We start from the raw sequence: 9,245 nt of genomic DNA on the forward strand, positions 1-9,245 counted from the left end.
CCGCCGCCGCCGCTGCCGCCCCGCCGCAAGCCGGCCGCCGCGTCGGTGCGGCCGCAGACCACGCTGTTCTAGCCGCGCCCGGCCCGCCGCCATGACCGACCACCTCGCGCGCCTGAACCCGGCGCAGCGGGCCGCCGCGACCGCGGCCGCCCCGGTGCTGGTGCTGGCCGGCGCCGGCTCGGGCAAGACCGAGACGCTGATCCGCCGGGTCGCCGGCCTCATCCTCGGCGGCGAGGCCCCCGACCGGCTGCTCTGCATCACCTTCACCGCCAAGGCCGCCGGGGAGATGCGCGGCCGGCTGCTGGCCCTGCTCGGGCCGGAGCGGACGCCGCGCTGGGTCGGCACCTTCCATGCCGTCATGGCCCGGCTGCTGATCGAGGACGGCGGCGGCGTGCCCGGCCTGCCCCGCGGCTTCGCCATCCTCGGCCAGGGCGACGCCCGGGAGCTGCTGATGCAGGCCGGCGGCCTGCGCGACGCGAAGGCGGCCGGGCTGCTGCAGGAGGCGGTCTCGCTGCTGAAGAACGGGCTGGTCGCCGACCCCCGCCGGCTGCCGCGCTCCGGCGCGGTGGCGCGGTTCGAGCCGGAGGTGCTGGCGCAGGCGGCGGCCCTGCTGCCGGCCTACCAGACCGCGCTGGCCGGGCGGCAGGCGCTCGACTTCGACGACCTCATCGCGCGGCCGGTGCTGGCCATGCAGGCCGACCCGGCGCTGGCCGCCCACTGGTCGTCCCGCTGGGCCGAGATCCTGGTCGACGAGTACCAGGACACCAACCATGCCCAGCACGCGCTGGTGCGGCTGCTGGCCGGCCAGCCCGGCCGGGTCTTCGCGGTCGGCGACGACCTGCAGGCGATCTATGGCTGGCGCGGCGCCGACGTCGGCCACATCCGGCGCTTCCGCAAGGACTACAAGGCGGCGCCGGCGCCGCTGAAGCTCGAGACCAATTACCGCTCGACCCCGACCATCCTGCGCGCCGCCAATGCCGTCGCGGCCGAGGACCCGGAGGCGCTGCCGAAGCTGCTGCGCCCGGCCGACCCGGCGGCCCCGCCCGGCGCCGCCATCGTCATCCGCGAGGTGCCGACGCCCGAGGACGACGGCCGCGCCGCCCTCGCCTGGGTGCAGGCGCTGCGGCGCCGGCTGCCCGAGCTGCCCTGGCGGGAATGCGCGGTGCTGGTCCGCGCCGGCTTCGTGGCCGAGCCGATCCTCGCCGCCCTGCGCCAGGCCAGCGTCCCGGTGCGGCTGGTGACCGACCGCGAGCCGGAGCCGCCGAAGGAGGTGCTGGCCACCGTCGCCTGGCTGCGGCTGGCGATGAGCCGCGGGGACGGCGGCCGCTGGGACCCGGCCGCCGACGATGCCTTCCGCCGCGCCTGCGCCTTCCCCGCCCGCGGCATCGGCGGGGCGCTGTTCGGCCGGCTGCGGGAGCATGCGGCGGCGGGCGGCCTCGCCCTGGCCCAGGCGGTCGCCACCCTGCCGGCCACCCCGAAGGAGCGGCAGGGGCTGGAGGCGGTGCTCGGCGTCGCCGGCGAGATCGCGGCGGGGGTCGCCCGCCGCCGGCTGGGCCCGGCCGATGCGCTGCGGCTGGCGGCCGAGGCGAGCGAGATCGCCGAGCGCCTGGCCCCCGGGGGCCGGCCCGGCCAAGCCTGGGCGGCCATGCTGCAGGCCGCGGCGGAGGCGGGCAGCGTCGCCGCCTATTGCGACGGCGCCGCGCTCGGCGCCATGCCGGGCGAGGCCGAGGCGACCGACGCGGTGCAGGTGATGACGCTGCACCGGGCCAAGGGGCTGGAATTCGACCACGTGCTGCTGGCCGGGCTCGAGGAGGGCGTCTGGCCGCACTGGCAGGCCGAGCAGCAGGGCGCCATCGCCGAGGAGCGGCGGCTGTTCTACGTCGGCGTCACCCGCGCCCGGCACACGCTGCAACTGGGCTGGGTGCGGCAGCGGCGGGACTGGGCCGGCAAGCCCTCGCGCTTCCTGGCCGAGATCCCGAAGGCGTTGCTGCAGGGCGCCGCGGCACCGCGGCCCTCCCGCGCCGGGACGGCCCCGGCCCGGCCGGTGACGCCGCCGAGCCAGGCCGAGACCGACCGGCTGGTGGCCGAATTCGCCGCCCGCCAGGCGGCCCGGGCGGCCCGGGCGGCCCGCTAGGGAGGGTCGGCGCGCCGCCCTGCGCAACGAAGGGTTCCGGCGCCGCATTTCCGCCCGGCGAGAGGTCCCAAGCCGCGCCTTGCCTGCTAAAGGGAGGCCGAGGCAGCGGGCCGGGCAGCGATCAGACCGGCATCCCCGCGCCGACACCGCTGACCCAGGAGGACCTCATGGGGATTACCGACCTGTTCCCCGGCTCCGACGGCATCCTGAGCCTCGGGCCCGCGAACAAGACAGAGCTGCTCGACCTGCTCGCCGCCGAGGCCGCCCGCCGCCTCGACCACCGCAAGGAGGACATCCTGCATGCCCTGCTGGCGCGGGAGAAGCTGGGCTCGACCGCGCTCGGCCGGGGCGTCGCCCTGCCGCATACCCAGCTCGGCTGGCTGCAGGAGCCGCTCGCCATCCTGGCCCGGCTGGAGCGGCCCATCAATTACGACGCCCGGGACGGCGAGCCGGTGGACCTCGTCTTCCTGGTGCTCTGGCCGGAGGCGGCGACCGAGGGCTTCCTGCCCGCGCTGTCGGGCATCTGCCGGGCGCTGCGCGACAACCAGCTGCCGCGCCAGCTGCGCCAGGCCGGCTCGGCCGCCGAGGCGCTGGCGAAGCTGCGGGCGGCGGACGATCGAAGCCCCGACGCGCTGCCCTGATGCCCGCCGCGGCCCGGCCCGCGCCGCCGCTCCCCGCCCTTCCCTGCCCCGACCATAAGGCGGCGCCTGATGCCTGACGCCCTGTTCCTCTCGGCGGCCATCGGCCTGCCCTATCTCGGCGCGCTGGTCGCGGCGCTGCTGCCGCGCAACCGCAGCAGCCTTGAAGCCTGGCTGGCCGGCGGCGTGGCGCTGCTGACGATGGGCATGGTCTGGCTGCTCTGGCCATCCGTCTCGGCCGGGGAGGTACCGCGGCTGGACCTGCCCTGGGCGCCCGAGCTGGGTCTGACCTTCGTGCTGCGGATGGACGGGCTGGCCTCGGTCTTCGCCGCCATGATCGCGGGCATCGGCTTCCTGGTGGTGCTCTATGCCCGCTACTACATGTCGCCGGACGACCCGATCCCGCGCTTCTTCTCCTTCCTGCTGGCCTTCATGGGCTCGATGATGGGGCTGGTGCTCTCGGGCAACCTGATCCAGCTCGTGTTCTTCTGGGAGCTCACCAGCCTCTTTTCCTTCCTGCTGATCGGCTACTGGCAGCATTCCGCCGCGGCGCGGGACGGCGCCCGCATCGCGCTGACCGTCACCGCCGGCGGCGGCCTGGCGCTGCTGGCCGGCGTGCTGCTGCTCGGGCACATCGTCGGCTCCTACGACCTCGACCGCGTGCTGTCGGCCGGCGACCTGATCCGCGAGCACCCGCTCTACCTGCCGACGCTGGTGCTGGTGCTGGTCGGCGCCCTGACGAAAAGCGCGCAATTCCCCTTCCACTTCTGGCTGCCGCAGGCCATGGCGGCGCCCACGCCGGTCTCGGCCTACCTGCATTCGGCGACGCTGGTGAAGGCCGGCATCTTCCTGCTGGCGCGGCTCTGGCCGGTCATGGCCGGCACCGACGCCTGGTTCTGGATCCTCGGCAGCTGCGGCATGGTCACCCTGCTGCTTGGCGCCTATGTCGCGATCTTCCAGCACGACCTGAAGGGGCTGCTGGCCTACTCGACCATCAGCCACCTCGGCCTCATCACCCTGCTGCTGAGCCTCAACAGCCCGCTGGCGATGGTGGCCGCCATCTTCCACACCATGAACCACGCGACCTTCAAGGCCTCGCTGTTCATGGCCGCCGGGATCATCGACCACGAGACCGGAACGCGGGACATCCGGCGGCTGTCGGGCCTCAACAAGACCATGCCCTTCACCGCCCGGCTGGCGCTGGTCGCCGCCGCCGCCATGGCCGGCGTGCCGCTGCTGAACGGCTTCATCTCGAAGGAGATGTTCTTCACCGAGGCGCTGTCCGCCTCCACCGACCCGACGCTGCTGCACACCATGCTGCCGATCGCGGCGCTGGTCGCCAGCGTGCTGGCGGTCGCCTATTCGCTGCGCTTCATCCACGGCGCCTTCTTCGGCCCCGACGTCGACACCCTGCCGCGCACCCCGCACGAGCCGCCGCAATGGATGCGGGTGCCGGTCGAGGTGCTGGTCTTCGGCTGCATGGTGGTCGGGATCCTGCCGGCGGCCACCATCGGGCCCTTCCTCGACGTCGCCGTCCGCTCGGTGCTGGGCGCCGGGACGCCGGAGTACAGCCTGGCGGTCTGGCACGGCTTCAACATCCCGCTGATGCTGAGCATGCTCGCGCTGGCGCTCGGCGTGGTGCTCTACCGGCTGCTGCAGCGGCACTTCCGCACCGGGGTCGAGGGCACGCCGCTGCTGCGCGGCCTCGACGGCCGCCGCATCTTCGACCGCGCCATGGTCTTCCTCTCCTGGCGCTTCGCCCGCACGCTGGAGCGCCTGCTCGGCACCAGCCGGCTGCAGATGCAGCTGCGGCTGATGGTCTGCGGCACCATCCTGGCCGCGACGCTGGCGCTGCTGCCCTACGGGCTGCGGCTCGGCGGCGTGACGCTCACCCGGGTGGACCCGGTGGTCGCGCTGATCTGGCTGGTCGGCGCCGGCTGCGCCATCGGCGCCGCCTACCAGGCCAAGTACCACCGGCTGGCGGCGCTGGTGCTGCTCGGCGGCACCGGCCTCGCCACCTGCCTCACCTTCGTCTGGTTCTCCGCCCCCGACCTGGCGATGACCCAGCTGCTGGTCGAGGTGGTGACCACCGTGCTGCTGCTGCTCGGCCTGCGCTGGCTGCCGAAGCGCCAGGAGTTCACCAGCACCTCCGCCGCCCTGCTGCCGCGGCTGCGCCGGGCGCGCGACTTCACCATCGCGATCGGCAGCGGCGCCGGGCTGGCCGCGATCTCCTACGCCACCATGACGCGGCCCTCGCCCGAGGGCATCTCCCGCCATTTCCTCGCGCGCGCCTATACCGAGGGCGGCGGCACCAACGTGGTCAACGTCATCCTGGTGGACTTCCGCGGCTTCGACACGCTGGGCGAGATCGCGGTGCTCGGCGTCGTGGCGCTGACCGTCTTCGCCCTGCTGCGCCGCTTCCGCCCGGCGCCCGAGAGCATCCGCGCGCCGGAGCAGCAGCAGGGCGGCGAGGGCGACTGGCTGCTGATACCGGGCGTGCTGATGAAGCTGCTCTTCCCGGTCATCTGCGCCGTCGCGGTCTTCCTGCTGCTGCGCGGGCACGACCTGCCCGGCGGCGGCTTCGCCGCGGGGCTGATGATGTCGATCGCCATCCTGCTGCAGTACATGGCCTTCGGCACCCGCTGGGTCGAGGACCACCTGCGGGTGCGGCCGCTGCGCTGGATGGGCGCCGGGCTGGTGCTGGCGGCCGGCACCGGCGCCGCCGCCACGGCACTGGGGCGGCCCTTCCTCACCTCCTACTTCGCCTATGCCGAGCTCGGCTGGCTGGGCAAGCTGCCGCTGGCCAGCGCGGTGCTGTTCGACCTCGGGGTCTTCGGCCTCGTGTTCGGCGCCACCGTGCTGATGCTCATCGCCATCGCCCACCAGTCGGTCCGCAGCCCGAAGCCGGCCCGGCCGGTGCTGGGCGCCCCCGTCCCCGCGCCGGCGCCGGCGCTCGCAGGAGACCTCTGATGGAACTCATCCTGGCGCTCTCCATCGGCGTGCTCGGCGGCTCCGGCGTCTGGCTGCTGATGCGGCCGCGGACCTTCCAGCTCATCATCGGGCTGCTGCTGCTCTCCTATGCGGTCAACCTCTTCATCTTCAGCATGGGGCGCTTCCCCGTCGGCCGGCCGCCGATCCTCGAGCCCAACACCATGGGCGACCCGGCGGTCTTCGCCGACCCGCTGCCGCAGGCGCTGGTGCTGACCGCCATCGTCATCGGCTTCGCCACCACCGCGCTGTTCCTGGTGGTGATGATGGCCTCCCGCGGCCTGACCGGGGGCGACCACGTCGACGGCCGGGGCCCGGGGCAATGAGCGGCTGGATGCAGCACCTCGCCATCCTGCCGATCGCCCTGCCGCTGCTGGCCGGCGCGGTCATGATCCCGATGGAGGACCAGCGCGGCCGGGTCCGCGCCGGCCTCGGCATCGCCTCGGCGGTGGCGCTGCTGGTCGTCGCCGTGCTGCTGGCCTGGCAGGCGAGCCTCGGCGGCCCGGCCCAGGTCTACCGGCTCGGCAACTGGCCGGCGACCTTCGGCATCGTGCTGGTGGTCGACCGGCTGAGCGCGCTGATGCTGGTGCTGACCGCGGTGCTCGGCCTCGCGGCGCTGGTCTTCTCCCTCACCCGCTGGCAGCGCATGGGCGCGCATTTCCACGCGCTGTTCCAGTTCCAGCTGATGGGGCTGAACGGCGCCTTCCTGACCGGCGACCTGTTCAACCTCTTCGTCTTCTTCGAGGTGCTGCTGGCGGCCTCCTACGGCCTCGCGCTGCACGGCTCGGGCGTGGCGCGGGTCAAGGCCGGGCTGCACTACATCTCGATCAACCTCGCCGCCTCGCTGCTCTTCCTGGTCGGCGTCTCCATGATCTACGGCGTCGCCGGCACGCTGAACATGGCGGACCTCGCCAGCCGCATCCCGCGCATGGCGGCCGAGAACCGGCTGCTGCTGGAGGCCGGCGCGGCCATCCTCGGCATGGCCTTCCTGGTCAAGGCGGCGATGTGGCCCTTCGGCTTCTGGCTCGGCCCGACCTATGCCGCCGCCAGCCCGCCGGCCGCCGCCATCTTCTCGCTGATGAGCAAGGTCGGCATCTACGCCATCCTGCGGCTGTCGCTGCTCCTGTTCGGCGAGGAGGCCGGCGCCTCGGCCGGCTTCGGCGGCGGCTGGCTGCTGGCGGGCGGCATCCTGACCATCGGCTTCGGCGCCGTCTCGGTGCTGGCGACGCAGGACCTGTCGCGGCTGGCCGGGGCCTGCGTGCTGATCTCCTCCGGCACCCTGCTGGCGGCCATCGGCGCCGGCCAGGTTGCGGTGACCGGCGGCGCGCTGATCTACCTCGCCAGCTCGGCGCTCGGGATCGGCGCGCTGTTCCTGCTGATCGAGCTGCTGGAGCGCGGCCGCGAGATCGGCGCCGACGTGCTGGCGGTGACGCTCGAGGCCTTCGGCGACGGCGAGGCCGAGGACCGCGAGGACGACGAGGTCGGCACCGCCATCCCCGCCACCATGGCGATCCTCGGCCTCTCCTTCCTGTGCTGCGCCCTGGTGCTGGCGGGGCTGCCGCCGCTGTCGGGCTTCATCGGCAAATTCGCCATCCTCACCGGCATCCTGAACCCGGGCGGCCTCGGCCGCGGCCCGGTCGCGCTCTCGCCCGGCGGCTGGGCGCTGCTGGCGGCGCTGCTGCTCTCGGGCTTCGCCACGGTGCTGGCCATGGCCCGCGCCGGCATCCGCAGCCTGTGGAACACCACCCGCAGCGTGCCGGTGGTCGGCGTGGTGGAGATCGCGCCGGTGCTGCTGCTGCTCGGCCTCTGCGTCGCGATGACCGCGGCGGCGGGGCCGGTCACCCGCTACATGCAAGCCACCGCGGCCTCGCTGCACGCGCCGCAGGACTACGTCCGCAGCGTGATGGTGCCCCGCCCATGAGGGTGCTGCTGCCGCACCCGCTGCTCTCGGCGGGGCTGCTCGTCATGTGGCTGCTGATGAACCAGACCCTGCAGCCCGGCCCGGCGCTGGTCGGCGCGCTGGTGGCGCTGCTGGGCGGCTGGGCCCTGGCGCTGCTGCGCCCGGGGCGCAGCCGCCTCCGCCGGCCCGGCACCATCCTGCGGCTGGCCGGTCAGGTGGCGGTGGATGTCGTCCGCTCCAACATCGGCGTGGCCAAGGTCATCCTGCTGCGGCGGCCGGACCGGCGCTCGGGCTTCATCCGCGTCCGGCTGACCCTGCGGGACCCGCAGGCGCTGGCGGTGCTGGCGGTCATCCTGACCGCGACCCCCGGCACCGCCTGGCTCGAATTCGACGCCGGGGAAGGCTGGCTGCTGCTGCACGTGCTCGACCTGATCGACGAGGCCGACTGGACCCGCATCATCCGGGACCACTACGAGCGGCCGCTGCTGGAGATCTTCCGATGAGCGAGGCCGTGCTGCACTGGGCCCTGCTGGCCGCGCAGGTCATGCTTGGCCTCGCCTTCGTCTGCTGCGCCTGGCGGGTGGCGCGCGGGCCGCGGGCGCAGGACCGCGTGGTCGGGCTGGACGCGCTCTATGTCAACGGCATGCTGCTGCTGCTGACCTTCGGCATCCGCTCCGGCACCGACATCTACTTCGAGATCGCCATGGTCATCGCGCTGCTCGGCTTCGTCAGCACCGTGGCGCTGGCGAAATTCCTGATGCGGGGGGAGGTGATCGAATGAGCCACGCCGCCGAGCTGCCGATCTGGCTGGCGGTGCCGGCCGCGCTGCTGCTGCTGCTGGGCGCCGGGCTGGCGCTGACCGGCGCGCTGGGGCTGCTGCGCCTGAGGACCTTCTACGAGCGGCTGCACGCGCCGACCATCGGCACCTCCTACGGCATGGGCTGCGTGCTGCTGGCCTCGGTGCTGGTCTTCTCCGCGCGGCAGGGCCGGCCGGTGCTGCACGAGGTGCTGATCGGCCTCTTCGTCGTCGTCACCACGCCGGTGACGCTGATGCTGCTCGGCCGGGCGGCGCTGCACCGGGACCGGCTGGAAGGCGACCCGGAGGTGCCCGGCGCCGCCCGGCCGGACGACGCGCCGCCGGCCTGACCGGCCGCCGGGCGCCTCAGGCCGGGTGCCGCACCGCCGCGTCGCCCGCCGCATCGTCCGCGGCGGGGACGGCCGCGACCAGGGCCGCGTTCAGCGCCGCCTGGCCGAAGGGCTTGGCGAGGCGGATGCAGCCGGCCTGCTCCGCCGCCGGCAGCTCGCCGTAGCCGGTCGCCAGCACGACCGGCAGGCCCGGCCGCAGCCGGCGCGCCGCCGCCGCCAGCGTGAGGCCGTCCATGCCGGGCATGCCGTAGTCGGTCAGCAGCAGCTCCGCCGGGGCGCCCTCCCGCAGCCGGTCGAGGGCCGCGGCGCCGCTCCCGGCCTGGACGACCCGGTGGCCGAGATCCTCCAGCATCGCCGCCGTGCTGGCCAGCACCAGGGCATCGTCGTCGACCAGCAGGACCGCCAGGCTGGCGGCCTTCGCCGCCGCGGGCGCCGCCGC

9 protein-coding genes are annotated in these 9,245 nt (G+C 74.3%); 8 read left to right on the forward strand and 1 reads right to left on the reverse strand.

Annotated elements, in window-relative coordinates; genetic code table 11:
- The first annotated feature begins 91 nt into the window (after nucleotides 1-91).
- The 8 genes from QWZ14_RS23720 (at nucleotide 92) to mnhG (ending at nucleotide 8,806) form a co-directional block, all read left to right on the forward strand.
- The gene (locus tag QWZ14_RS23720) at nucleotides 92-2,134 is read left to right on the forward strand and encodes an ATP-dependent helicase (protein WP_290319427.1); all 2,043 of its coding nucleotides are present in this window, start codon (nucleotides 92-94) and stop codon (nucleotides 2,132-2,134) included.
- 167 nt (nucleotides 2,135-2,301) lie between these two features.
- A complete protein-coding gene (locus QWZ14_RS23725; RefSeq protein WP_290319429.1) occupies nucleotides 2,302-2,775 on the forward strand; it encodes a PTS sugar transporter subunit IIA in 474 nt (157 codons plus the stop codon).
- 69 nt (nucleotides 2,776-2,844) lie between these two features.
- Nucleotides 2,845-5,742, forward strand: coding sequence for a monovalent cation/H+ antiporter subunit A (locus QWZ14_RS23730; RefSeq protein WP_290319430.1), 2,898 nt, complete (start codon nucleotides 2,845-2,847; stop codon nucleotides 5,740-5,742).
- Nucleotides 5,742-6,086, forward strand: coding sequence for a Na+/H+ antiporter subunit C (locus QWZ14_RS23735; RefSeq protein WP_290319431.1), 345 nt, complete (start codon nucleotides 5,742-5,744; stop codon nucleotides 6,084-6,086). Before QWZ14_RS23730 ends, QWZ14_RS23735 begins: the two co-directional genes overlap by 1 nt.
- A complete protein-coding gene (locus tag QWZ14_RS23740) occupies nucleotides 6,083-7,681 on the forward strand; it encodes a monovalent cation/H+ antiporter subunit D (protein ID WP_290319432.1) in 1,599 nt (532 codons plus the stop codon). The genes QWZ14_RS23735 and QWZ14_RS23740 overlap by 4 nt, the downstream gene beginning before the upstream one ends.
- Nucleotides 7,678-8,163 (forward strand): Na+/H+ antiporter subunit E, encoded by a 486-nt coding sequence (locus QWZ14_RS23745; RefSeq protein WP_290319434.1) that lies wholly within the window; start codon nucleotides 7,678-7,680, stop codon nucleotides 8,161-8,163. The genes QWZ14_RS23740 and QWZ14_RS23745 overlap by 4 nt, the downstream gene beginning before the upstream one ends.
- Nucleotides 8,160-8,441: a K+/H+ antiporter subunit F gene (locus QWZ14_RS23750; RefSeq protein WP_290319435.1), complete on the forward strand. Its 282-nt coding sequence runs from the start codon at nucleotides 8,160-8,162 to the stop codon at nucleotides 8,439-8,441. The genes QWZ14_RS23745 and QWZ14_RS23750 overlap by 4 nt, the downstream gene beginning before the upstream one ends.
- Nucleotides 8,438-8,806, forward strand: a complete 369-nt coding sequence (mnhG, locus tag QWZ14_RS23755) for a monovalent cation/H(+) antiporter subunit G (protein WP_290319436.1) — start codon at nucleotides 8,438-8,440, stop codon at nucleotides 8,804-8,806. The genes QWZ14_RS23750 and mnhG overlap by 4 nt, the downstream gene beginning before the upstream one ends.
- Nucleotides 8,807-8,822: 16 nt before the next feature.
- On the opposite strand, the gene QWZ14_RS23760 is transcribed toward mnhG, so the two are convergent.
- Nucleotides 8,823-9,245, reverse strand: a 423-nt coding sequence (locus tag QWZ14_RS23760; RefSeq protein WP_290319437.1) for a response regulator, incomplete at its 5' end; no start/stop codon positions are given.

This window comes from Paeniroseomonas aquatica (genome assembly GCF_030409335.1).
Taxonomy (GTDB): domain Bacteria; phylum Pseudomonadota; class Alphaproteobacteria; order Acetobacterales; family Acetobacteraceae; genus Belnapia; species Belnapia aquatica.